We start from the raw sequence: 22,253 nt of genomic DNA on the forward strand, positions 1-22,253 counted from the left end.
TGAAATGGAGCCGGGATTAACCGGCGCCAGGCAGGTACAATGCCCACCCCTTTTTTGTTACGGCCCTGTCATGACTGACCCGATTCGTCTCTCCAAACGCCTCATCGAACTCGTCGGCTGTTCCCGTCGGGAGGCTGAGCTGTTCATCGAGGGCGGCTGGGTCACCGTGGACGGTGAAGTCATCGATGAGCCGCAGTTCAAGGTCGACACCCAGAAAGTCGAGCTCGATCCCGAGGCCAAGGCCACTGCGCCGGAGCCGGTGACCATCCTGTTCAACGTCGCAGCGGGCATGGACGCGCAAACGGCCATGGCGACCATCAGCGCCGAGACCCTGAGCGAAGAACACCGCTTCAGCAAACGTCCGCTCAAGGGCCACTTCCTGCGCCTGACCGCCAGTACCGACCTGCAGGCCAACGCCAGCGGCTTGCTGGTGTTCACCCAGGACTGGAAGATCCTGCGCAAGCTCACCGCCGACTCCGCCAAGATCGAGCAGGAGTACGTGGTCGAGGTTGAAGGCGACATGGTGGCTCACGGCCTCAATCGCCTGAACCACGGTCTGACCTACAAGGGCAAGGAACTGCCGCCGGTCAAAGCCAGCTGGCAGAATGAAAACCGTCTGCGCTTTGCGATGAAAAACCCACAACCGGGTGTGATCGCCCTGTTCTGCCAGGCCGTCGGCCTGAAGGTCGTCGCCATCCGTCGTATCCGCATTGGCGGTGTCTCCATTGGCAAAGTGCCCGTGGGGCAATGGCGCTACCTGTCCGGCAAAGAGAAGTTCTAAGACTGCTCACGCCGCCACACATTTTGGTGCCACCGTTTTTTGCGCGGCGCCCACTGCTGAATACCAGGACTGCACACCATGATTCATAACGACGTACTGCGCAGCGTGCGCTACATGCTCGACATCAGCGACAAGAAAGTCATCGAGATCATCAAGCTCGGCGGCATGGACGTCACCCTGGAAGACCTGGTGACGTACCTCGATAAAAAAGAGGAAGACGAGGAAGGTTTCGTACGCTGCCCGGACGAGGTCATGGCACATTTCCTCGATGGCCTGGTGATCTTCAAGCGCGGCAAGGACGAAAGCCGTCCGCCGCAGCCGATCGAAACGCCGGTGACCAACAACATTATCCTGAAGAAACTGCGCGTGGCCTTCGAACTGAAGGAAGACGACATGCACGCGATCCTCAAGGCCTCCGAGTTCCCGGTGTCCAAGCCTGAGTTGAGCGCGCTGTTCCGCAAATTCGGCCACACCAACTACCGCGCGTGCGGCGACCAGTTGCTGCGCAACTTCCTCAAGGGCCTGACCCTGCGCGTGCGCCCACAATAAGCGCACGCCTGCTCTGCAGGAGCCGGTTTGCTGGCGATGGCGACCTTCAAACGCCATCGCCCTGTAGGAGCTCGGCTTGCCGGCGATGGCGACCTTCAAAGCGCCATCGCCAACAGGCCGGCTCCTACAATGGTGTTCGCAGGCTGTATGCCCCCCCATTCCTCGCAAAAATAGTGGCTCCACTTCCGGCGGCTGACGACTAGGGTGTAGTGACCCTCAGCCCTCAGGATTCGCCATGCACCCCTACTTTTCCCTGCAAGGCCGCACCGCCCTGGTGACCGGCGGCACCCGTGGTATCGGCAAAATGATCGCCAAGGCCTATGTCGAAGCCGGCGCCACCGTTTACGTCTGCGCGCGGGACGCCGAAGCCTGCCAGCAAACGGTTGATGAACTGAGCGCACTCGGCCGTTGCCACGCCGTGGCGGCCAATCTGGCGACCGAAGACGGCGTACATCAGCTGGCCACACGCCTGGGTGAGCAGATCAGCCAGTTGGATATTCTGGTGAACAACGCCGGCACCACCTGGGGTGCGCCGCTGGAGAATTACCCGGTCAAGGGCTGGGAAAAGGTCATGCAGCTCAACGTGACCTCGGTCTTCAACTGCATTCAGCAGTTCTTGCCCCTGCTGCGCAAGGCGGGTTCCCAAGCGAATCCGGCGCGGATCATCAACATAGGCTCGGTGGCCGGGATTTCTTCCTTTGGTGAACAGGCTTATGCCTACGGGCCGAGCAAGGCTGCCCTGCATCATATTGTCGCGGATTCTGGCGCGGGAGCTGGTGAGCCAGCACATCAACGTCAACGTGATTGCGCCGGGGCGCTTTCCGAGCAAGATGACGCAGCACATTGGCAATGATGAGCAGGCGCTGGCGGAGGATACGGCGTTGATTCCGATGAAGCGCTGGGGGCGGGAGGAAGAGATGGCGGCGCTGGCGATCAGTCTGGCGAGTACGGCGGGGGCTTACATGACCGGGAATATTATTCCTCTGGATGGTGGGTTCAGTCTTTAGATCGGCGGCGCGGCCTTCGCGGGCAAGCCTCGCTCCTACAGGTCGGGTTCAGTCTTTAAATCGGCGGCGTGACTTTCGCGAGCAGGCTCGCTCCCACGGGGACTTGCTGTGTTCACCAATGTTGTGACCACCAGAGACCAACTGTGGGAGCGAGCCTGCTCGCGAATACTGACCAACAGGCACCACCGATCCAGTGGTCGATCGGGTTATCATGCCCACCCTCATCCCCCTTCGACCCCAACCCATGACCTACAGCGTTTCCCCCGTCGGCTTCGTGCGCTCCTGCTTCAAGGAGAAGTTCGCCATTCCGCGCCAGCCGCAACTGGCTCCTGCCGCCCGCGGTGTTCTGGAACTGGTGGCGCCGTTCGATCAGGGTGATGCCGTACAGGGTCTGGAGCAGGTCAGCCACGTCTGGCTGCTATTCCTGTTCCATCAGGCCCTGGAAGAAAAACCGCGCCTGAAAGTCCGCCCTCCTCGCCTCGGCGGCAACAAATCCATGGGCGTTTTCGCCACCCGCGCGACGCATCGGCCCAATGGCATTGGCCAATCGGTAGTCAAACTGGACAAGGTCGAGGCCAACCGCCTGTTCATTTCCGGCATCGACCTGCTGGACGGTACGCCGATCCTCGACATCAAGCCCTACGTGCCTTACGCCGACATCATCGACACGGCCTCCAATAGCATCGCCAGCGCCGCGCCGCAATTGATTCCTGTGCAGTGGACGGATTCGTCACTGCAACAGGCACACGGGCACGCTCAGCGCCTTGAAGAGCCGTTGGTTGAGTTGATTGAACAGTGTCTGGCGCAAGATCCGCGGCCGGCGTATCAGACGCCTGCGCCTGAGCGGGAATATGGGGTGCAGTTCTGGGATGTGGATGTGCGGTGGCATTACCCTGAGGCAGGGATGATCCGAGTTCTCGAAGTCATTCCCGCGAAGGTCTGAACGCCATAAACGAAAAAGCCTGCATGACCTTCTCAAGTCATGCAGGCTTTTTGTAGGAGCTGGTTGTTAACGATAACGCGTGTTTACCGGGTAAACACGGCGCACTCAAGGCCTTCGCAGGCAAGCCAGCTCCTACACAGGTGACCTGTGCTTACTTTTCCACAAACGCCCGCTCGATCAGGTAATCACCCGGCTCGCGCATCCGCGGCGAGACTTTCAGGCCGAAGCTGTTCAACACTTCGCTGGTCTCGTCGAGCATGCTCGGGCTGCCGCACAGCATGGCGCGGTCATCCTGCGGGTTGATCGGTGGCAGGCCGATGTCGCTGAACAGCTTGCCGCTGCGCATCAGGTCAGTCAGGCGACCTTCGTTTTCGAACGGCTCACGGGTCACGGTCGGGTAGTAGATCAACTTGTCACGCAGGGAATCGCCGAAGAACTCGTTCTGCGGCAAGTGCTCGGTGATGAACTCGCGGTAGGCGACTTCGTTGACGTAACGCACGCCGTGGCACAGGATCACTTTCTCGAAACGCTCGTAGGTTTCCGGGTCCTGGATGACGCTCATGAACGGCGCCAGACCGGTACCGGTGCTGAGCAAGTACAAATGCTTGCCAGGCTTCAAGTCGTCCAGCACCAGCGTGCCCGTAGGCTTCTTGCTGATGATGATCTCGTCGCCTTCCTTCAGATGCTGCAGCTGGGAAGTCAGCGGGCCATCAGGCACCTTGATGCTGAAGAACTCGAGATGCTCTTCCCAGTTCGGGCTGGCAATCGAGTAGGCGCGCATGAGCGGCCGGCCGTTGGGCTGTTGCAGGCCGATCATCACGAACTGACCGTTCTCGAAGCGCAGGCCCGGATCGCGGGTGCACTTGAAGCTGAACAGAGTGTCGTTCCAGTGATGAACACTGAGGACACGCTCGTGGTTCATGTTGCTCATGTACGTGGGACTCCTGGAGATTTGTCTGCGCGTGCTCTGCGCCGGCTCTGCGAAATATGAGCTGATGTGTGCAATTGCATCGCATTCTAATGGCAGCGACAATATCTGTTAACTGGATTATTAAGATAAGGGTTATCGGTTATATAGATATGCGATTTACTCTCCGTCAACTTCAAGTATTCGTCGCCGTCGCCCAGCAGGAAAGCGTATCCCGTGCCGCGGGTCTGCTCAACCTGTCGCAATCGGCGGCGAGCACCTCGATCACCGAGCTCGAGCGCCAGTGCAGCTGCCAGCTGTTCGACCGCGCGGGCAAACGGCTGAGCCTCAATGCCTTGGGCAAACAGCTGCTGCCGCAAGCAGTGGCCCTGCTCGACCAGGCCAAGGAAATCGAAGACCTGCTCAATGGCAAGTCCGGGTTCGGCTCCCTGGCGGTCGGCGCGACCCTCACGATCGGCAATTACTTGGCGACCCTGCTGATCGGCAGCTTCATGCAGCGTCACCCGGAAAGCCAGGTGAAGCTGCATGTGCAGAACACCGCCAACATTGTGCAGCAAGTCGCCCACTATGAAATTGATCTGGGTCTGATCGAAGGCGATTGCAGCCATCCGGACATCGAAGTGCAGAGCTGGGTCGAGGATGAGCTGGTGGTGTTCTGCGCGCCGCAGCATCCGCTGGCCAAACGCGGCACGGCGACCATGGATGAGCTGAGCCACGAAGCGTGGATTCTGCGCGAGCAAGGCTCTGGCACACGACTGACGTTTGACCAGGCCATGCGCCACCATCGCAGCGGACTGAACATCCGCCTGGAACTGGAACACACCGAAGCGATCAAGCGTGCGGTGGAATCAGGCTTGGGGATTGGCTGCATTTCGCGGCTGGCACTGCGCGATGCATTCCGCCGCGGCAGCCTGGTGCCGGTGGAGACCCCGGACCTTGACTTGGCGCGACAGTTTTATTTCATCTGGCACAAACAGAAATATCAGACCTCGGCGATGCGCGAATTCCTCGATCTGTGCCGCGCCTTCACCGCAGGGGTTCAGCGCAGCGACGAGATCGTGCTGCCCACCATCGCTTAAAGCAGGATCACCGCCCACACCAATGCGATCATGGTCAACGCCACCAACTGCGCGGCGCTGCCCATGTCTTTCGCATTCTTCGACAGAGGGTGCAGCTCAAGGGAAATGCGGTCGATGGCTGCCTCCACCGCCGAATTGAGCAACTCGACAATCAATGCCAACAGACAGACGGCAATGAGCAGCGCCTGCTCGACACGGCTGACGTTCAGGAAGAACGAAATCGGGATCAGGATGACGTTGAGCAGCACCAGTTGCCGAAAGGCCGCTTCGCCGGTGAAGGCTGCGCGCAGACCATCCAGCGAGTAACCGGAGGCGTTGAGGATGCGTTTGAGGCCGGTTTGGCCTTTGAAAGGTGACATAAGAGTTGGCACTGACAAAAAAGGAGTGGGAAAGCTAGATCAAGCCTGGTCAAAAAAGCGTGAACGGTGACGCTTTAGTGGCTCGAAATTGACTCAAGTTGTTGCAGCAGCAAGGCCGCCTGGGTCCGGGTACGCACATTCAGCTTACGGAAAATCGCCGTTACGTGGGCCTTGATCGTCGCTTCGGAAACGCTCAGTTCATAAGCGATCTGCTTGTTCAGCAAACCTTCACAGACCATGGTCAGCACCCGAAACTGCTGGGGTGTCAGACTGGCCAGGCCTTCACTGGCAGCCTTGGCTTCGGCGGAGACACTCACCGCCTCGAAGGCTTGAGGTGGCCAGAACACATCGCCATCCAGCACCGCTCGCACGGCTTTCTGGATAACGCTCAAGTCACTCGACTTGGGAATGAAACCGCTGGCACCGAATTCCCGGGACTTGACCATGATCGATGCCTCTTCCTGAGCCGAGACCATGACCACCGGAATCTGCGGATACTGACCACGCAACAACACCAGTCCGGAAAAACCGTAGGCCCCCGGCATGTTCAAGTCCAGCAGTACCAGATCCCAGTCGGCTTTTTCGTCGAGACGGGTCTCAAGCTCGGCAATGCTCGCCACTTCCACCAACCGGACATCCGGACCGAGGCCCAAGGTCAATGCTTGATGCAGGGCGCTACGAAAAAGAGGATGGTCATCGGCAATCAGGATTTCGTATGTGGCCATTTTTCTAATGATCCTGTTTTTCAAACGAGGTGCAGCCACGGAGCTGCATCAACAGGGCACGTTCAACGCCAATCACGTAGCTATTCACGTAAAGAATACGGCGTATCAAACCTGGCCGCGCCCTAATCGGCGCCAAGCATGCCCAGCGAAGCCGGGGTGGTCAAGCGACGTAGCCCCTCCGGCTGCCTGCAGTATGGGCGACTCTCAGCACGTCACCGGGGCCGCGTTCTGCACGAAGGGCATCAGCTCGGCGTGTGCCGGTGTTGCGACGTTCATGTCCAGCTGATGTTTCGCATCGAGGTAATGTTGACTGAACACATCAAAATAAGCGTCCAGTGCCGACGCTGCCTCGACATCGCCCGCCAGGTCAAGGCACAGCGCCGCCACTTCGGCCGTGCACAAGTGCTCGCTGCGGGTCGACCGGCGCAACCGGTACCGTGAGAGCTTTTCGGGCAGCAGGCTGAGGATCGGCAGCGCATCGAAATAGGGGCTTTTGCGAAAAATCTTCCTGGCTTCGGTCCAGGTCGCGTCCAGCAGAATGAACAGCGGCCGTTTGGTGCTATCGACCTCGACACCATGGGTCACTCGCTCGGGCGCGACGTACTCGCCCGGAAATACCAGATAGGGCTGCCATTGCGGATCGGACAGAAGCTGCAACAGTCGCTGATCGACTTCGGTCCGCGACCAGATGAACGCATGGTTGTCACGCACCACATCGGCGATCAGCCAACCGGTATTGCTCGGCTTGAACACTTCCTTGTTGGTCATGATCAGGCACACCCCGGAGCGGGTCTCGACCTGTGGACGCCAGGCACACAGGCAGTGGCTTTCGATCACACGGCAGGCACGGCAGCGTATGGCCCGCCAGCCACGGGCCTGAATCGGCTTGATGCCCTCCTCTTCGCGCTCGTCGCGCAGGCGCGCTACGGCATTCAAAGCGAAAGGCTTGATTGCATGGCTCATCGCAGGCAACACCGGAAGGGGAAGAAAATCGACACGAAAAATACTCGGCAAGGCATCAAGGTGCCGCAGTTTATCAGACCAGCCGGCGCAAGCCTGTACCGTCCAGGCCTGCTCCCCTATAATTCGCCGCCACTGAACGCACAGTCATGTGGCTGGTCGAAACACCAGTCACTGAACCAGGAGAGTTTCATGCTGCGCCTTATCGTTCCTACCGCCGCCGTTTTGCTGGCGTCGTCCTTCAGCGCCCAGGCTGCTTCCTTGAAAGACATGGAACTGAGCAAAATGCTGCAAAACGTTGCCGCTCAAAGCAGCGTCGGCACTCCACGAGCGATCAACGAAGACATTCTCGATCAGGGCTATACCGTTGAAGGTAAAGAGTTGATCAACCACCTCAGCGTCCAGAGCACCCACGCTGACAAGATGCGCGCCGACCCGAAAGCGGTTTATTTCCAGCTCGGCTCCACCGTCTGCAACAACCCGGGCATGCGCAAGCTGATGGCCAAGGGTGCAATCATGCGTTACGAATTCACCGAGGTTAAGACCAACCGTCCGGTCGCGAGCGAACGCTTCCAGGAATCCGATTGCCCGAAAGCGGCACCCGCGAAGAAAAAGTAATCATTGGGAATTGGCGCGCCGCTGCTCATCCTCGGCGCGCAGTTCTGCCAACAGCGCCTGCAAATAACATGAGCGCCGCTCGGCGGCTTCAAGGCGCCGGCAACACTCCTCCTCGAGACTCAAATGATGGTTCTCGGCCGATGACTTCAGCAATCGATACAACTGGGTATCGATTTCGATTTCCAGAATGACTCTGGACATTGCTTCCCGCCTCCGTGCACCTCGCCCTTGTTTGAGCGATAAAATCCTTCAACTGCTTATGCCGTGCGTCCAGCCGTTGACGCAAAGATGTCGTGTCACGCTTGTCATTTAGTAAATCAGAGTGATGGCGAGTCGGCTTAGCGTTCAGACGAGCGGTGAAATCACCTTGCATATCGTCAATAAGCGGTTGCCATGAAAGACATTGCGGCGCAATGATCAAGTCAGCACAAAACGCTGCGAGGGTCTAGATTCATAGTGTTCACGTTCAATTTTCCGGCAGGAAAAGGGGCTGCCTGTAGCTTGTCTTGTTGTGCGAACGTTTCTTTCATCCAAGGAAAAAACAGAGCCTGTATGGCTGACTCGATGCCTACTCGAGTCAGGTGGATCGCCCAGGCACAGGCCTGGGCAGACAGCGACACATGAGGTGTCGCGGCACTGACGACTGCTGTGTCGGGGCCAAGGGTTCTGTGCAGAAGGAGAAGCTGAATGCCTTACCAACCGAATGACCTCCTGAGCCGTCATTTTGAAGAAAGCGGCCACGACCTCACCAGCAAGGTCGAAGAGCAACTCAACCTAGTTTCACCCAACAGCCCGAATATCCCCATCTACCGCGACATGATCCTGACCGTGCTGCGCATGGCCCAGGAAGATCACAACCGCTGGAACGCCAAGATCACCCTGCAAGCCCTGCGCGAACTGGAACACGCCTTCCGTGTACTGGAACAGTTCAAGGGGCGACGCAAAGTCACGGTTTTCGGTTCGGCCAGAACACCGATAGAACATCCGTTGTACGGCTTGGCCCGAGAGCTCGGGGCCGCGCTGGCCCGCTCTGACCTGATGGTCATTACCGGCGCCGGTGGCGGCATCATGGCGGCAGCCCATGAAGGTGCCGGCCTGGAGCACAGCCTGGGATTCAACATCACCCTGCCCTTCGAGCAGCATGCCAATCCCACCGTCAATGGCACCACCAACCTGCTGCCCTTCCACTTTTTCTTCACCCGCAAACTGTTCTTCGTCAAGGAAGCCGATGCACTGGTCCTGTGTCCCGGCGGTTTCGGCACCCTGGATGAAGCGTTGGAAGTGCTGACGCTGATTCAGACCGGTAAAAGCCCGCTGGTACCGGTAGTACTGCTGGATGCGCCGGGCGGCAAGTTCTGGCAAGGCGCCTTGGACTTCATTCACCAACAACTGGCGGAGAATCGCTACATCCTGCCGACCGATATGAAGCTGTTGAGCCTGGTCTACAGCGCCGAAGAGGCGGTGGAGCAGATCAATCAGTTCTACAGCAACTTCCACTCCAGCCGCTGGCTCAAGCATCAGTTCATTATCCGCATGCACCACAAGCTCAGCGACGATGCGCTCGAACACATGCAGGAGGCATTCGCCGACTTGTGCCTGAGCGATCACTTCCACCAGCACGCCTACAGCGGTGAAGAGCACGACGAACCGCAGTTCAGCCATTTGGCGCGACTGGCTTTCACGTTCAACGCCCGTGATCATGGACGCCTGCGGGAACTGGTGGACTACATCAACCTGCCGGAAAACTGGGCACAGTCACAACCCCAGGCGCAACAACGCACGCGGGAACCGTCAAAGGTTACGTGAGGCAAAAAAACGGCCCGCTATTGAAATAGCGAGCCGTTTCAGTCAATCGTCCATCCCTCGGCCGCTGAACAAGCGGCTGATCATCTCCATGGAATACCCCCGATAACTCAGGAACCGGCCTTGTTTGGCGCGCTCCCGTGCATCGATAGGCAAATGTCCGGAGAACTTGCGCCGCCAGGTATCTTCCAGTTGTTCCTGCCAATTGATACCGCTCTCGCGTAACGCGAGTTCGATGTCAGTACGTTGCAGTCCGCGCTGGCCCAACTCTTCGCGGATACGCAAAGGGCCATAGCCGGAACGGGCACGGTAGGAAACGAAACTTTCGAGGTAACGGGCTTCGGACAACAGCCCCTCTTCCGTCAAGCGGTCGAGTGCGGTGTCGATCATTTCAGGGGGAGCGCCGCGCTGACGCAGTTTACGCGTCAGCTCGACTCGACCATGCTCGCGTCGCGCGAGCAGGTCCATTGCAGTACGCCGCACTGCGACGAGTGTATCGAGTACGGCGGTCATCGGATCAATCAGATATCAGCGTCAGCCAGGTCATCGGCAGTCTCTTTGACCGGCGATGCCTTGACGTCCGGCGCCGGAGTCAGCAGCTTGTCGCGCAGTTGCTTCTCGAGGGTCGCGGCGATGTCCGGGTTTTCTGCCAGGTACTTGGCCGAGTTGGCTTTACCCTGACCGATCTTGGTGCCGTTGTAGGCATACCAGGCACCGGACTTCTCGACGAAACCGTGCAGAACACCCAGGTCGATCATCTCACCGTTGAGGTAGATGCCCTTGCCGTAAAGAATCTGGAACTCGGCCTGACGGAACGGCGAAGCCACCTTGTTCTTCACGACTTTGACGCGGGTTTCGCTACCAACGACTTCATCACCTTCTTTAACCGCGCCAGTACGACGGATGTCCAGACGAACCGAAGCGTAGAACTTCAGCGCGTTACCACCGGTGGTGGTTTCCGGGCTGCCGAACATCACACCGATTTTCATGCGGATCTGGTTGATGAAGATAACCAGGCAGTTGGCGTTCTTGATGTTACCGGTGATTTTACGCAGCGCCTGGGACATCAGACGGGCTTGCAGGCCCACGTGCATGTCACCCATTTCGCCTTCGATTTCAGCCTTTGGTACCAGCGCTGCCACGGAGTCGACGATGATCACGTCAACCGCATTGGAACGCACCAGCATGTCGGTGATTTCCAGGGCTTGCTCGCCGGTGTCCGGCTGGGAAACCAGCAGGTCGTCGACATTGACGCCCAGTTTGCCGGCATATTCAGGGTCGAGGGCGTGCTCGGCGTCGACGAATGCGCAGGTCGCGCCGGCTTTTTGAGCCTGGGCGATCACCGACAGTGTCAGGGTGGTTTTACCCGAGGATTCAGGACCGTAGATTTCAACGATACGGCCTTTTGGCAGACCGCCAATGCCGAGCGCGATGTCCAGACCCAGAGAGCCAGTGGAGATAGCCGGGATCGCCTGACGGTCCTGATCGCCCATACGCATTACGGCACCCTTGCCGAATTGACGTTCGATCTGACCCAGGGCCGCAGCCAAGGCTTTCTTCTTGTTGTCGTCCATTAAAGTCCTCACGTAATCAATAAGGCCTGACGGCCAACACCTGTATAAGTAGCCAGTATTATTCCACAGCGCTTGAGGATCGCCTACCCCTGATTTGAGATTTCTGCGGCGGCATGCCGTAGCAGCCCCTCTAGCGCGGCCTTCACCGTTTGTCGGCGGACCTCGTCGCGGTTGCCGGGCAAGTGCTGCACCTCGCTGAATACCCGCTCGCCAACGCCCCAGGCCAGCCACACCGTGCCTACCGGCTTGCTGGGAGACCCGCCATCCGGCCCGGCCACCCCACTGACCGCCACGGCAAAATGCGCCCGGCTTTTTTCCTGCGCGCCCCGGACCATCGCCTCGACCACCTCGCGACTGACGGCCCCAACCGTGGCAAACAACTCGGCAGGGACATTCAACTGTTCGGTCTTCTGGCGATTAGAGTAAGTGACATAACCCGCCTCGAACCACGCCGAGCTGCCCGGAATGCGGGTAATCGCCTCGCTGATCCCGCCGCCGGTACAGGATTCGGCGGCAGTGACGTGGGCATTGAGAACCTGCAGGCGTCTGCCAAGTTCCGCGGCCAGCTGGGTGATTTCTTTCACGGCACTCTCCTGATCGGGCTGAATGGGACTACCGTACACGAGCGGATTGCGCTTGCAAGGCTCGGAAACGATCAAAATGTGTGTGGCCTGACCCGCTCTCCCATGGCGTGAAGTCGGACCTCAAGGCTTGTGGTCCGGGTCATCGGTCTGCACTTCGACAGCGCCGATGCGCCTGGCGATCCATCGCTCATACAGCCCGATGACCACCTCGGTACCGGCCATTGCGGTGAGGCAACCAATGGCACACGCCATCCAGGTCGAGACACCGCCGGCGTGCAGCACCATGATGGCCGAGAAACCGCAGATCATGCTGGAGCCGGAGCGCAACCCCACGCGTCGAATGAGTGAATGTCCGCGCACGCCATCCTTGTCCGCCCGCCACATCTCGCCGGCCACTCCACCCAGTAGGATGAATACGATCACCACCCACAGCGGCATGTCCAGCATCGCTTGCTGCTCGATTGTCATTTCATGCCTCCTGCTGATAATGAACATGGCGGCTTCACGAAAGCCTCTGCAGCCCAAGAATATGCACCAATGCATATCTGGTCAACGAATTTATGCAGCAATGAACAATGCCAATGCATTGGCGCATACGCCTCATGAAACAAGGCGATAAAAAACCCGCTCGATTGGCGGGTCCCGGATGATCGCGACGTAATTAACGGGCGTACATGCCCCACCAGAAAACATGACCGAGGATGACGATCTGTTCTTCCTGGATTTGCTGGAAGCTGTAATCCTCGTCCGGATGTTCGTCACGATTGAAGCTGCGCAGGCGAATGCCGCTGGGCAGGCGATACAGTTGCTTGACCCTCAGCTGGCCATTGTGATTGATGGCATACAGGTCGCCATCAATGATATCGCCGATCCCGCACTTCGCCGCATTGACCCCGACCGTAGCGCCGTCGCGCAGTACCGGCAACATGCTGTTGCCGCGCACCGTCACACATTTGGCCTGGTCGAACTGCACGCCGTTGTGACGCAGGCTGCGCTTGCCGAAACGCAGGCTGGAGCGCTCGCTCTCCTCGATGACAAATCTTCCTGATCCTGCTGCCAATTCAACCTCACGCAGAAAGGGGACCGACACCTCGTCATCATCGACGGGTGTATCGTCGTCCCACAGGCTTATGTCCTTGAGCTCCGCATGCAAGTGATCACGCCCGGCAATGGCGGCGACCGCGATATCCACGCGGCCACGCAACCGGTCGGTGCTCACGGCGAAGTACTCGGCGATCTTCGAGATGTGCTTGTCCGAAGGATCGACGATCTTGCCGTTGAGGATCCGTGACAGAGTGGACTGAGGCACGCCGGTACGCCGGTGAAGCTCCGTGGGGGAGATCCCGTGTTGATCGAGCAGTGCTCTCAAGACAGTAGAAACATTGCGTTTTTGCATAGGCGCATAGTGCGTGTTCTTTTTGCGGAAGACAAATGCCAAATTGCATAAATGGCGCACGGATCGTGCATAAACAGGAGAAACGCATTGCGCGGCTTTCATGCCTGCGTCCGGCGGACCGCCCATGGTAACCTTGCGCCCATCGCGGAAAAGCCGGGTCGATGCCCCTCCTTTGCCCTACACCTTTCAACGAATTTGCCTGATTATCCGATGAATAAAGCGCTCTCCGATCTGTCCTCCCATACGCCAATGATGCAGCAGTACTGGCGCCTGAAAAACCAGCACCCCGACCAGCTGATGTTCTACCGCATGGGCGACTTCTACGAGATCTTCTACGAAGACGCGAAGAAGGCCGCCAAGTTGCTGGACATTACCCTGACCGCCCGCGGGCAGTCGGCCGGCCAGGCGATTCCGATGTGCGGGATTCCTTACCACGCCGCGGAAGGTTACCTGGCGAAACTGGTGAAGCTCGGCGAGTCGGTGGTGATCTGTGAGCAGGTCGGCGACCCGGCCACCAGCAAAGGGCCGGTGGATCGCCAAGTGGTGCGGATCATCACGCCGGGTACGGTGAGTGACGAGGCACTGCTGGATGAGCGTCGGGATAATCTGATCGCAGCGGTACTGGGTGACGAACGCCTGTTCGGCCTGGCCGTGCTGGATATCACCAGCGGTAACTTCACGGTGCTGGAAATCAAGGGCTGGGAAAACCTGCTGGCGGAACTGGAGCGGGTCAATCCGGTGGAATTGATGATCCCCGATGACTGGCCCAGGGATTTGCCGGCAGAGAAACGTCGCGGGGTTCGTCGCCGTGCACCGTGGGATTTCGAGCGTGACTCGGCGCTGAAAAGTCTTTGCCAGCAGTTTTCCACCCAGGACCTGAAAGGTTTCGGCTGCGAGAACCTGACCCTGGCCATCGGCGCCGCCGGTTGCCTGCTCAGCTATGCCAAGGAAACCCAGCGCACCGCCCTGCCCCACTTGCGCAGCCTGCGCCATGAACGCCTGGATGACACCGTGGTGCTGGACGGCGCAAGCCGTCGCAACCTCGAGCTGGACACCAACCTGGCCGGCGGTCGCGACAACACGCTGCAATCGGTGGTCGATCGCTGCCAGACCGCCATGGGCAGCCGCCTGCTGACCCGCTGGCTGAACCGCCCGCTACGTGACCTGACCGTATTGCTGGCGCGCCAGACCTCGATCACCTGCTTGCTCGACGGCTACCGTTTCGAAAAACTGCAACCGCAGCTCAAGGAAATCGGTGACATCGAGCGGATCCTGGCGCGGATCGGCCTGCGCAATGCCCGTCCTCGTGACCTCGCTCGCCTGCGCGATGCACTCGGCGCACTGCCGCAATTGCAAGTGGCGATGACCGAGCTGGAAGCCCCGCACATCATTCAACTGGCGAAGACCACCAGCACCTACCCGGAACTGGCGGCGCTGCTGGAAAAAGCCATCATCGACAACCCGCCTGCGGTGATCCGTGATGGTGGCGTGCTGAAAACCGGTTACGACAGCGAACTTGACGATCTGCAATCGCTCAGCGAAAACGCCGGGCAGTTCCTGATCGACCTGGAAGCGCGCGAGAAGGCCCGCACCGGCCTGTCGCACCTGAAGGTCGGCTACAACCGCATCCACGGGTACTTCATCGAGTTGCCGAGCAAGCAGGCCGAATCGGCGCCCGCCGACTACATCCGCCGCCAGACGCTCAAAGGTGCCGAACGCTTCATCACGCCGGAACTGAAGGCGTTCGAAGACAAGGCACTGTCAGCCAAGAGTCGGGCCCTGGCCCGGGAGAAGACGCTCTACGAGGCGCTGCTCGAAGACCTGATCGCCCAATTGCCACCGTTGCAGGACACCGCCGCCGCACTGGCCGAGCTGGACGTGCTGAGCAACCTGGCCGAACGCGCCCTGAACCTCGACCTGAACTGCCCACGCTTCGTCGACGAGCCGTGCATGCGCATCAGCCAGGGTCGTCACCCGGTGGTCGAGCAAGTGCTGACCACGCCGTTCGTGGCCAATGACCTGAGCCTGGACGACAACACCCGCATGCTGGTGATTACCGGACCGAACATGGGCGGTAAATCCACCTACATGCGCCAGACCGCCTTGATCGTGCTGTTGGCCCACATCGGCAGTTTCGTGCCGGCGGCCAGCTGCGAGTTGTCCCTGGTGGACCGCATCTTTACCCGGATCGGTTCCAGCGATGACCTCGCGGGCGGGCGTTCGACCTTCATGGTCGAAATGAGCGAAACCGCCAACATCCTGCACAACGCCACCGAGCGCAGCCTGGTGTTGATGGACGAGGTCGGTCGCGGCACCAGCACCTTCGACGGCCTGTCCCTGGCCTGGGCGGCGGCCGAACGCCTGGCGCACCTGCGGGCCTACACGCTGTTCGCCACCCACTACTTCGAGCTGACGGTGCTGCCGGAAGCCCAACCGCTGGTGGCCAACGTGCACCTCAATGCCACCGAGCACAACGAGCGCATCGTGTTCCTGCACCACGTGCTGCCGGGGCCTGCCAGCCAGAGCTACGGCCTGGCAGTTGCGCAACTGGCCGGTGTGCCGAGCGAAGTGATCGTGCGTGCTCGCGAGCACCTGGGACGGCTGGAAGCCACCGCCCTGCCTCACGAAACGCCCAAGCCAGCCAAGGGCAAACCGGCCGTGCCGCAGCAAAGCGACATGTTCGCCAGCCTGCCGCATCCGGTGCTGGATGAACTGGCCAAACTCAATCTGGATGACATGACTCCGCGCCGCGCGCTGGAAATGCTCTATACACTAAAGACACGGGTCTAACGCACTTGCCTGCAAGCTGTTAGAATCTCGCGCGGTTTGGGATGCTGCTGGCTAATAGCCTGGCCAGCAGACTATCGCTCCCGAACCTGGCGACCCCAACGTGAAGGGGCTCCGCTGCCGCCGCCTGAGGAGAAATCTAGAAATGACCTTCGTCGTCACCGACAACTGCATCAAGTGCAAGTACACCGACTGCGTAGAAGTCTGTCCGGTGGACTGCTTTTACGAAGGCCCGAACTTCCTGGTGATTCACCCGGATGAGTGCATCGACTGCGCACTGTGCGAACCGGAATGCCCGGCCGTGGCCATCTTCTCCGAAGATGAAGTTCCGGAAGACATGCAGCAATTCATTCAGCTGAACGTTGAGCTGGCGGAAATCTGGCCCAACATCACCGAGAAGAAAGAATCGTTGCCCGATGCCGAAGAGTGGGATGGCGTCAAAGGCAAGATCAAAGACCTCGAACGCTGATTACTCTGGCGTTCCCGAAAAGGCCCCTTGCGGGCCTTTTTGCTTTATTGCGGACAAAAAAAGGGGCGGTTTCACCCGCCCACATTTTTTCCCTGGTCCTTGTGTTCCTTTTCATCGTCCTGATGAATCGCTTCCTGCGATGTCCTTTTCCTTCATCCTTGAAGGCTGTGTCTGTCCGTCGACACCACCTGGATATTAGCGATTTCCCGGCCAGGAGCAATCCGCCGGCAACGCCAAAAGCGCCTGTCATATACTCGTAACTTAATAAAATAAGCCTATCAATCAAGCGGATAAGTTGCTTGCCGGATGAATAGGGACGACTGCCACACTGTAAAAATACCGAACACTTACAGAAGGGTAAGCAAAGACTTACAGCACGAGACTACAAAGCCGAGGTGAGGTGGAAAGCCAGGCAAAACCGGTTCGCAGATAACAAAAAACCCCGAACCAGTCGGGGCTTTTGTTGCATGCCTGGCAACTACTTACTATTGAAACAGTGACTCGCTCGACAGGCCATTCTTCTCGAGAATCTCCCGAAGACGCTTCAGGCCTTCAACCTGGATCTGTCTGACCCGTTCCCGGGTCAGGCCAATTTCCAGGCCTACATCTTCCAGCGTACTGCTCTCGTGTCCGCGCAGGCCGAAGCGGCGGATGACCACCTCGCGTTGCTTGTCGGTCAGTTCCGAGAGCCATTGATCGATGCTCTGGGACAGGTCGTCATCCTGCAACAGTTCGCATGGATCGGTTGGGCGATCGTCGGTAAGGGTATCCAGCAGGGTTTTATCCGAATCCGGGCCCAGCGAGACGTCGACCGAAGAAACCCGCTCGTTCAGGCCCAGCATGCGCTTGACCTCCGCCACCGGCTTTTCCAGCAGGTTGGCGATTTCTTCGGGCGAGGGTTCATGATCGAGTTTTTGCGTCAGTTCCCGTGCAGCACGCAGGTACACGTTGAGCTCTTTGACCACATGGATCGGTAACCGGATGGTCCGGGTCTGATTCATGATTGCGCGCTCGATGGTCTGACGTATCCACCAGGTCGCGTAGGTCGAAAAGCGGAAGCCACGTTCAGGGTCGAACTTCTCTACTGCCCGGATCAGCCCGAGGTTGCCCTCTTCGATCAGGTCCAGCAGCGACAGGCCACGATTGACATAACGCCGGGCGATCTTCACCACCAGCCGCAGGTTACTTTCAATCATGCGCTTGCGCCCGGCCGGATCTCCACTTTGCGACAAGCGCGCAAAATGAACTTCTTCTTCGGGGGATAGCAGAGGGGAAAAGCCGATCTCATTGAGGTACAGCTGCGTGGCATCGAGTGCCCGCGTGTAGTCAATGTACTTGTGCTGCTTTAGCGTGGCGGAGTGTTTGGATTTGGCACGAACGGAAGGTGGAGCAGCCCCTTCATCATTCGACATCGAATCCGTACCGATGCCGGTCTCCATAAGGAGAACCTCATCGTCGATGTCAAACTCCGGCACTTCTTTACTGAGAGCCATTGTTATAGTCCTTTGGTGAGTTCGACCTCAGGCTCAAGCGGCGCCTTTATCCCTGGCAACGCTGGAGCCTGTTCCCTCTACGTGACGGAACAGGCTGGAAAGCGATCAACGACGTGGCAGGAATTGCAGCGGATCTACAGGTTTACCCTGTCGGCGAATCTCAAAGTGCAGTTTCACCCGGTCTGTACCCGTGGACCCCATTTCGGCAATTGTCTGTCCGACTTTGACCTGCTGCCCCTCCCGAACCAACAGCCTGCGGTTATGTCCGTAGGCACTGACGTAGGTATCGCTGTGTTTGATGATGACTAATTCGCCGTAGCCCCTTAAGCCACTCCCGGCGTATACCACCGTCCCATCAGACGCAGCTAAAACAGGCTGTCCCAAATCCCCGGCGATATCAATTCCTTTATTCAAACTCCCGTTTGAAGAGAATTTTCCAATGAGAATGCCATTAGATGGCCATCCCCAGCCGGTCGGGGCCGGACCCGCTGCCGGCATCGGAATGGCCGCTGGCTTGTTCGCGACGGACGGTACAACTACCGCTGTGCCGGTAGTGGCACCGCCAGCGGGACGACGGAAGACGGTGGTTTTACTCGATGAAGAAGGCGTCGTATTGGACGAACTGACCACGGTTGTCGGCGCTGAACCGCTGCGACCATCAAAGCGGATCGTCTGGCCTGGATGGATCGTGTACGGCGCTGGAATGTTATTGCGTGCGGCCAGGGCCTTGTAGTCCCAGCCGTAGCGAAAGGCGATGGAGAACAGGGTGTCCTTGGGTCGAACGACGTACTGCCCGGTCGTGACTGCCGGACGCTGGGCTACGGATTTGTTGCGGTCGATGACACGCACTTCGCTCGATTTGTTGCTGGAACAACCGACCAGCAAGGTGCTCAAGACGAGGCCAGTCACCAGGCGCTGAAAGCTCGTTATACTCATTCGCTGCGCAATGACTGTGAGACTCACCCGCCGCTCCCTTTGTGGTGGCTGAAAATGTGGATTGCCGTGTTCCGGCAGAATGTCGCAAGTATAACGGGCCGTGCAGCCTTTACCTTTAATGCAGCAAGGCACACGTTTGCTACCTGTCGATGCGCCTGTTTAATTGATCGATGCCGCTGTAAGACAGGGACAATCGAAGAGAATTCAGCGCGTCGAAACAAATGCTCAGGCCAGTGGCCCATTGAGCAATGGAACGAAGCGCACAGACCCGAGAATGCGTCTGGAAAAGCCCTGCTCTTCGCGAATGATCAACATCAATTGTTGAACCTCACCGGACCCGACCGGGATCACCAGGCGCCCCTGTGGGGCCAACTGATCGAGCAACGCCTGAGGAACTTCAGTCGCTACCGCGGTGACAATGATGCCGTTGTATGGCGCCAGTGCCGGCCAGCCTTCCCAGCCATCGCCCCAGCGAAACACCACGTTGCGCAAGTTGAGCTCGACCAGACGCTCCTTGGCCCGGTCCTGCAGAACCTTGATGCGCTCGACCGAAAACACCCGCTCGACCAATTGCGACAGGATCGCGGTTTGATAGCCCGAGCCGGTGCCGATCTCCATGACCTTGTCCAGCGGGCCGGCTTCCAGCAGTAACTCGCTCATGCGAGCCACCATGTAAGGCTGGGAGATCGTCTGGTTGTTGCCGATCGGCAACGCCGTGTCTTCATAGGCACGGTGGGCCAGCGCCTCGTCAACGAAAAGATGACGTGGGGTACGGCGAATCACCTCCAGCACCTTGGCGTTGGAAATGCCTTCTTCATACAAACGCTGGATCAGGCGCTCACGGGTCCGCTGGGAGGTCATCCCGATGCCGCGATGCAGCATGTGGTCTTGTTCACGAGCCATTAGCGCAGCCCCTCCAGCCAGCCATCTAGGCTTCTGAAAGCATCATTGAAGGTGCGATCCAGTTGCAGTGGGGTAATAGAAACAAAGCCCTGCATCACCGCATGGAAATCGGTGCCCGGGCCGCCATCTTCGGCGTCCCCTGCCGCGGCGATCCAGTAACCGGATTTGCCACGCGGATCGACCACTTTCAACGGTGCCGCAGCGCGAGCGCGATGGCCGAGGCGAGTCAGTTGTATTCCGCGGATGTGGTCCAGCGGCAGATTGGGAATGTTCACGTTCAGCACCGTGCGCGGTGGCAGATCGAGGTCCGCGTGAGCCTCCACCAGTTTGCGCGCAAAATAAGCGGCTGTGGAAAGGTTCTCCACTTGCCGGGAGACCAACGAAAACGCGAACGAAGGGAGCTCCAGGAAACGTCCTTCAAGGGCTGCAGCGACGGTGCCGGAATACAGCACATCGTCCCCCAGGTTGGCGCCCAGGTTGATGCCGGAAACCACCATGTCCGGTGCTTGCTCCAGCAAACCGTTGAGACCCAGGTGCACGCAATCGGTGGGCGTGCCATTAACGCTGATAAAGCCGTTGGCCAGGGTTTGCGGGTGCAACGGACGGTCGAGCGTCAGCGAACTGCTGGCGCCGCTCTTGTCCTGGTCCGGGGCGATAACCACGCATTCGGTGTAATCCGCCAGCGCAGCATAAAGCGCGGCGAGACCGGGTGCGGTTACCCCATCGTCGTTAGAAATCAGAATACGCATGGGCTGTCCGTCTGCCCCACCGGCACCAGATCGACGAGTTCGCGCACCAATACAGTGGCGAAGCATCCGGCCGGCAGGACGAATTCCAGTTGCAGAATGTCAGGTTCGGGATAATGCCACGTCAACCCAGCAATGGGCAGCCGCAGGATGCGACGTTCGTGGCTCATTCCGGCATTGATCAACCAATCGCGAAGATCCGCCTCGCGTGCGGCGATTGCCTGTTCTAATTCATGGACAGCGCCCGAGGCCGGCGAGTCACCTTCGCCCCACTGCGGACCGGTCGGGTGCAGGTCGAGAATCGCCAGACGCGGGTCGCTGCACTCGGCCTCGCCGGCCGGAAAGAAACTGCGGCTGTCGGTGAACGCCAGCAAATCGCCGACCTGGGCGCGCTGCCAGGTGCCATCGGCGACACGCGCCGCCAGCGCTTGGTTAAACAGAAAACTACGAGCTGTTGAAAGCAGGCGTGAACGCACGTTGCGCTGCTCCGGCAAAGCCTTGCGCGCGGCCCAGGCACGGGCATCGATCACATTGCCGCCGTCAAACCCGAAGCGCTGGGCGCCGAAATAATTGGGAACACCTTGCCTGGCGATGAGTTGCAGACGCTCTTCGATCGCCGCCTTGTCGCCCGCGAACTGAGTCAGGCGCAAAGTGAAGCCGTTGGCCGAATGGGCGCCGCGCTGCAGCTTGCGTTTGTGCCGACCGGTCTTGAGAATTTTCAGCGTGTCGTTTTCTGCGGGCGACAAATCAGGATCAGCCTTGCCCGGCAGCTGTACGCTGAACCACTGACGCGTCAGCGCCTGACGGTCCTTGAGGCCCGCGTAGCTGACCGTTCGCAATGGCACACCCGCGGCCTTGGCGATTCGCCGTGCCGCTTCTTCGGTATTCAGCCCGCGCTTTTCCACCCAGATCCACAGGTGCTCGCCATCGCCACTGAGGGGGATATCGAGCACTTCATCGACCTGAAAATCTTCCGCTGTCGCTTTCAGTACGGCACTGCCGAGGGCTTCACCGTAGGCGCGCGGACCGAGCAATTGCAGGTCGTTCATGCGCGCAGCAACAAGGCAACGCAATGCACGGCAATGCCTTCTTCGCGACCGACGAAGCCGAGCTTTTCGGTGGTGGTGGCTTTCACGTTCACTTGATCCAACTCTACTTGAAGATCCGCGGCAATCAGCGCGCGCATCGATTCGATATGCGGGGCCATTTTTGGCGCCTGGGCAACAATGGTGTTATCGACGTTGCCGACTTTCCAACCCTTGGCGTGGATCAGTGCGACGACGTGACGCAACAGCACGCGGCTGTCGGCGCCCTTGAATGTGGGGTCGGTGTCCGGAAAATGCTTGCCGATATCACCCAGCGCCGCAGCGCCGAGCAAGGCATCGCTCAAGGCGTGCAGCAGGACGTCACCGTCGGAGTGAGCGAGCAGCCCGAAGCCGTGTGCGATGCGCACGCCGCCCAGAGTAATGAAATCGCCTTCAGCGAAACGGTGCACATCATAGCCGTGGCCAATACGCATAAAAAAACGCCCCGATTTTTGTCAGGGCGTGATTCTACCTGCATTAGACGAGGGGGTGCTCTCAATTAGTTTCCCCTCCGCGTTGTCGCCTTAA

At 59.1% G+C, this 22,253-nt stretch carries 24 protein-coding genes and 1 pseudogene; 9 read left to right on the top strand and 16 right to left on the bottom strand.

The features are described 5' to 3' along the window. Window positions 1-70: 70 nt before the first annotated feature. The 4 genes and pseudogenes from ACA041_RS25980 (at window position 71) to tsaA (ending at window position 3,280) form a co-directional block, all read left to right on the top strand. Window positions 71-781 (top strand): rRNA pseudouridine synthase, encoded by a 711-nt coding sequence (locus ACA041_RS25980; RefSeq protein ID WP_497438446.1) that lies wholly within the window; start codon window positions 71-73, stop codon window positions 779-781. Window positions 782-859: 78 nt separating this feature from the next. Next, a complete protein-coding gene (locus tag ACA041_RS25985; RefSeq protein ID WP_497438447.1) occupies window positions 860-1,330 on the top strand; it encodes a YehS family protein in 471 nt (156 codons plus the stop codon). Window positions 1,331-1,565: 235 nt separating this feature from the next. Continuing rightward, window positions 1,566-2,337 (top strand): annotated as a pseudogene (locus ACA041_RS25990) (SDR family oxidoreductase). A 244-nt stretch (window positions 2,338-2,581) separates the two neighbouring features. Next, entirely contained in the window at window positions 2,582-3,280 is a 699-nt protein-coding gene (gene tsaA / locus ACA041_RS25995; RefSeq protein WP_497438448.1) for a tRNA (N6-threonylcarbamoyladenosine(37)-N6)-methyltransferase TrmO, read from the top strand. A 151-nt stretch (window positions 3,281-3,431) separates the two neighbouring features. On the opposite strand, the gene fpr is transcribed toward tsaA, so the two are convergent. After that, window positions 3,432-4,211, bottom strand: coding sequence for a ferredoxin-NADP reductase (gene fpr / locus ACA041_RS26000; RefSeq protein ID WP_150727656.1), 780 nt, complete (start codon window positions 4,209-4,211; stop codon window positions 3,432-3,434). A gap of 149 nt (window positions 4,212-4,360) precedes the next feature. On the opposite strand from fpr, the gene ACA041_RS26005 reads away from it, so the two are divergent. Continuing rightward, the gene (locus tag ACA041_RS26005; protein ID WP_497438449.1) at window positions 4,361-5,287 is read left to right on the top strand and encodes a LysR family transcriptional regulator; all 927 of its coding nucleotides are present in this window, start codon (window positions 4,361-4,363) and stop codon (window positions 5,285-5,287) included. On the opposite strand, the gene ACA041_RS26010 is transcribed toward ACA041_RS26005, so the two are convergent. The 3 genes from ACA041_RS26010 to ACA041_RS26020 all read right to left on the bottom strand — a co-directional run bounded on the left by ACA041_RS26010 (window position 5,284) and on the right by ACA041_RS26020 (window position 7,334). After that, on the bottom strand, window positions 5,284-5,646 hold the full coding sequence (locus ACA041_RS26010) for a diacylglycerol kinase (RefSeq protein WP_008030027.1): 363 nt from the start codon (window positions 5,644-5,646) through the stop codon (window positions 5,284-5,286). The two genes, ACA041_RS26005 and ACA041_RS26010, sit on opposite strands and share 4 nt — an antisense overlap. Window positions 5,647-5,720: 74 nt before the next feature. Then, a complete protein-coding gene (erdR, locus tag ACA041_RS26015) occupies window positions 5,721-6,371 on the bottom strand; it encodes a response regulator transcription factor ErdR (protein WP_052966391.1) in 651 nt (216 codons plus the stop codon). Between the two features lie 204 nt (window positions 6,372-6,575). Beyond that, complete coding sequence (locus tag ACA041_RS26020) at window positions 6,576-7,334, bottom strand: tRNA-uridine aminocarboxypropyltransferase (RefSeq protein ID WP_497438450.1); 759 nt, start codon at window positions 7,332-7,334, stop codon at window positions 6,576-6,578. 189 nt (window positions 7,335-7,523) lie between these two features. Between ACA041_RS26020 and ACA041_RS26025 the strand changes: the two genes are divergently transcribed. After that, window positions 7,524-7,949, top strand: coding sequence for a quorum-sensing-regulated virulence factor family protein (locus ACA041_RS26025; protein WP_497438451.1), 426 nt, complete (start codon window positions 7,524-7,526; stop codon window positions 7,947-7,949). On the opposite strand, the gene ACA041_RS26030 is transcribed toward ACA041_RS26025, so the two are convergent. Then, entirely contained in the window at window positions 7,950-8,150 is a 201-nt protein-coding gene (locus ACA041_RS26030; RefSeq protein WP_497438452.1) for a hypothetical protein, read from the bottom strand. A gap of 486 nt (window positions 8,151-8,636) precedes the next feature. On the opposite strand from ACA041_RS26030, the gene ACA041_RS26035 reads away from it, so the two are divergent. Further along, window positions 8,637-9,755, top strand: a complete 1,119-nt coding sequence (locus ACA041_RS26035; RefSeq protein WP_497438453.1) for an LOG family protein — start codon at window positions 8,637-8,639, stop codon at window positions 9,753-9,755. A 42-nt stretch (window positions 9,756-9,797) separates the two neighbouring features. Here ACA041_RS26035 and recX read toward each other — a convergent pair whose 3' ends face one another. The 5 genes from recX to ACA041_RS26060 form a co-directional block, all read right to left on the bottom strand. Further along, complete coding sequence (recX, locus tag ACA041_RS26040; protein WP_497438454.1) at window positions 9,798-10,265, bottom strand: recombination regulator RecX; 468 nt, start codon at window positions 10,263-10,265, stop codon at window positions 9,798-9,800. Window positions 10,266-10,273: 8 nt separating this feature from the next. Beyond that, on the bottom strand, window positions 10,274-11,326 hold the full coding sequence (recA, locus tag ACA041_RS26045; protein ID WP_064676129.1) for a recombinase RecA: 1,053 nt from the start codon (window positions 11,324-11,326) through the stop codon (window positions 10,274-10,276). A gap of 83 nt (window positions 11,327-11,409) precedes the next feature. Continuing rightward, window positions 11,410-11,910 (bottom strand): CinA family protein, encoded by a 501-nt coding sequence (locus ACA041_RS26050; RefSeq protein ID WP_497438455.1) that lies wholly within the window; start codon window positions 11,908-11,910, stop codon window positions 11,410-11,412. Window positions 11,911-12,030: 120 nt separating this feature from the next. After that, entirely contained in the window at window positions 12,031-12,378 is a 348-nt protein-coding gene (locus ACA041_RS26055; protein WP_497438456.1) for a phage holin family protein, read from the bottom strand. A 193-nt stretch (window positions 12,379-12,571) separates the two neighbouring features. Then, window positions 12,572-13,306, bottom strand: coding sequence for a LexA family transcriptional regulator (locus ACA041_RS26060; protein ID WP_497442172.1), 735 nt, complete (start codon window positions 13,304-13,306; stop codon window positions 12,572-12,574). A gap of 210 nt (window positions 13,307-13,516) precedes the next feature. Between ACA041_RS26060 and mutS the strand changes: the two genes are divergently transcribed. Further along, window positions 13,517-16,096, top strand: coding sequence for a DNA mismatch repair protein MutS (gene mutS / locus ACA041_RS26065; RefSeq protein WP_497438457.1), 2,580 nt, complete (start codon window positions 13,517-13,519; stop codon window positions 16,094-16,096). A 142-nt stretch (window positions 16,097-16,238) separates the two neighbouring features. After that, window positions 16,239-16,562: a ferredoxin FdxA gene (gene fdxA / locus ACA041_RS26070; RefSeq protein ID WP_008154011.1), complete on the top strand. Its 324-nt coding sequence runs from the start codon at window positions 16,239-16,241 to the stop codon at window positions 16,560-16,562. A gap of 485 nt (window positions 16,563-17,047) precedes the next feature. Here fdxA and rpoS read toward each other — a convergent pair whose 3' ends face one another. The 6 genes from rpoS to ispF form a co-directional block, all read right to left on the bottom strand. Continuing rightward, window positions 17,048-18,055 carry an RNA polymerase sigma factor RpoS gene (gene rpoS / locus ACA041_RS26075; protein WP_497438458.1) on the bottom strand — a complete coding sequence of 336 codons (1,008 nt, stop codon included), beginning with the start codon at window positions 18,053-18,055 and terminating at the stop codon, window positions 17,048-17,050. A gap of 105 nt (window positions 18,056-18,160) precedes the next feature. Continuing rightward, window positions 18,161-19,018, bottom strand: a complete 858-nt coding sequence (locus tag ACA041_RS26080; protein WP_497438459.1) for a peptidoglycan DD-metalloendopeptidase family protein — start codon at window positions 19,016-19,018, stop codon at window positions 18,161-18,163. A gap of 198 nt (window positions 19,019-19,216) precedes the next feature. After that, on the bottom strand, window positions 19,217-19,852 hold the full coding sequence (locus ACA041_RS26085; RefSeq protein ID WP_497442173.1) for a protein-L-isoaspartate(D-aspartate) O-methyltransferase: 636 nt from the start codon (window positions 19,850-19,852) through the stop codon (window positions 19,217-19,219). Window positions 19,853-19,893: 41 nt separating this feature from the next. Beyond that, complete coding sequence (surE, locus tag ACA041_RS26090; RefSeq protein WP_497438460.1) at window positions 19,894-20,643, bottom strand: 5'/3'-nucleotidase SurE; 750 nt, start codon at window positions 20,641-20,643, stop codon at window positions 19,894-19,896. Then, window positions 20,631-21,689, bottom strand: a complete 1,059-nt coding sequence (gene truD, locus ACA041_RS26095; protein WP_497438461.1) for a tRNA pseudouridine(13) synthase TruD — start codon at window positions 21,687-21,689, stop codon at window positions 20,631-20,633. The genes surE and truD overlap by 13 nt, the downstream gene beginning before the upstream one ends. Beyond that, window positions 21,686-22,159, bottom strand: a complete 474-nt coding sequence (gene ispF / locus ACA041_RS26100) for a 2-C-methyl-D-erythritol 2,4-cyclodiphosphate synthase (RefSeq protein ID WP_497438462.1) — start codon at window positions 22,157-22,159, stop codon at window positions 21,686-21,688. Before ispF ends, truD begins: the two co-directional genes overlap by 4 nt. Window positions 22,160-22,253 lie beyond the last annotated feature (94 nt).

It is taken from the genome of Pseudomonas sp. LBUM1676 (assembly GCF_059695605.1).

Bases quoted from the DNA above. Each gene is read 5' to 3' on its own strand.
- ACA041_RS26035 (WP_497438453.1), top strand. From the start codon at position 8,637: ATGCCTTACCAACCGAATGACCTCCTGAGCCGTCATTTTGAAGAAAGC.
- ACA041_RS26030 (WP_497438452.1), bottom strand. From the start codon at position 8,150: ATGTCCAGAGTCATTCTGGAAATCGAAATCGATACCCAGTTGTATCGA.
- recX (WP_497438454.1), bottom strand. From the start codon at position 10,265: ATGACCGCCGTACTCGATACACTCGTCGCAGTGCGGCGTACTGCAATG.
- fdxA (WP_008154011.1), top strand. From the start codon at position 16,239: ATGACCTTCGTCGTCACCGACAACTGCATCAAGTGCAAGTACACCGAC.
- truD (WP_497438461.1), bottom strand. From the start codon at position 21,689: ATGAACGACCTGCAATTGCTCGGTCCGCGCGCCTACGGTGAAGCCCTC.
- ispF (WP_497438462.1), bottom strand. From the start codon at position 22,159: ATGCGTATTGGCCACGGCTATGATGTGCACCGTTTCGCTGAAGGCGAT.
- ACA041_RS25985 (WP_497438447.1), top strand. From the start codon at position 860: ATGATTCATAACGACGTACTGCGCAGCGTGCGCTACATGCTCGACATC.
- ACA041_RS26060 (WP_497442172.1), bottom strand. From the start codon at position 13,306: ATGCAAAAACGCAATGTTTCTACTGTCTTGAGAGCACTGCTCGATCAA.
- ACA041_RS26005 (WP_497438449.1), top strand. From the start codon at position 4,361: ATGCGATTTACTCTCCGTCAACTTCAAGTATTCGTCGCCGTCGCCCAG.
- ACA041_RS26055 (WP_497438456.1), bottom strand. From the start codon at position 12,378: ATGACAATCGAGCAGCAAGCGATGCTGGACATGCCGCTGTGGGTGGTG.
- fpr (WP_150727656.1), bottom strand. From the start codon at position 4,211: ATGAGCAACATGAACCACGAGCGTGTCCTCAGTGTTCATCACTGGAAC.
- ACA041_RS26020 (WP_497438450.1), bottom strand. From the start codon at position 7,334: ATGAGCCATGCAATCAAGCCTTTCGCTTTGAATGCCGTAGCGCGCCTG.
- ACA041_RS25980 (WP_497438446.1), top strand. From the start codon at position 71: ATGACTGACCCGATTCGTCTCTCCAAACGCCTCATCGAACTCGTCGGC.
- ACA041_RS26010 (WP_008030027.1), bottom strand. From the start codon at position 5,646: ATGTCACCTTTCAAAGGCCAAACCGGCCTCAAACGCATCCTCAACGCC.
- rpoS (WP_497438458.1), bottom strand. From the start codon at position 18,055: ATGGCTCTCAGTAAAGAAGTGCCGGAGTTTGACATCGACGATGAGGTT.
- tsaA (WP_497438448.1), top strand. From the start codon at position 2,582: ATGACCTACAGCGTTTCCCCCGTCGGCTTCGTGCGCTCCTGCTTCAAG.
- ACA041_RS26085 (WP_497442173.1), bottom strand. From the start codon at position 19,852: ATGACCTCCCAGCGGACCCGTGAGCGCCTGATCCAGCGTTTGTATGAA.
- ACA041_RS26025 (WP_497438451.1), top strand. From the start codon at position 7,524: ATGCTGCGCCTTATCGTTCCTACCGCCGCCGTTTTGCTGGCGTCGTCC.
- erdR (WP_052966391.1), bottom strand. From the start codon at position 6,371: ATGGCCACATACGAAATCCTGATTGCCGATGACCATCCTCTTTTTCGT.
- recA (WP_064676129.1), bottom strand. From the start codon at position 11,326: ATGGACGACAACAAGAAGAAAGCCTTGGCTGCGGCCCTGGGTCAGATC.
- surE (WP_497438460.1), bottom strand. From the start codon at position 20,643: ATGCGTATTCTGATTTCTAACGACGATGGGGTAACCGCACCCGGTCTC.
- mutS (WP_497438457.1), top strand. From the start codon at position 13,517: ATGAATAAAGCGCTCTCCGATCTGTCCTCCCATACGCCAATGATGCAG.